The organism is Leucobacter sp. M11 (assembly GCF_035726885.1).
Classification (GTDB): domain Bacteria; phylum Actinomycetota; class Actinomycetes; order Actinomycetales; family Microbacteriaceae; genus JAPFRB01.
Window position 1 is genome coordinate 1 of the sequence record NZ_JAPFRB010000014.1, and the last position, 350, is coordinate 350.

The 350-nt window shown below is 44.0% G+C and carries 1 protein-coding gene; it reads right to left on the bottom strand.

The features are described from left to right. Nucleotides 1-47: 47 nt before the first annotated feature. A partial coding sequence (locus tag OOT08_RS18815) for an HAD hydrolase family protein (protein ID WP_325094432.1) occupies nt 48-350 on the bottom strand: 303 nt, incomplete at its 5' end.

A 350-nucleotide genomic window follows, 5' to 3' on the forward strand; every position in this document is an offset into this window, starting at 1 on the left:
TCTACATCACCGAATGATATGATTCGCTCCTGTGGGCTTTCATGCGATCAAGCGACTTTTTCGATGCCGACGGCTTTATTTAATCCTGTTTTAACAATTTCAATGACATGCCACGGTGCAGCCCATCTGCGGTGATCGATCACTTCTGCATGAACTTCATCAAGATGTGCACGGATGTCTTTCACATCCTTCTCTTCCGCATGGATCAGCATTGAGGTAGGATTTTCAGAGAGGACTTCACGGATATCCCCGGTTGAGATGGATGGATTGCCCATCATAAATACATCGATGAGTTTTTCATCATGATAATGAAGGTATACATCGTCCTTAACTTCCGCGATGATATTTCG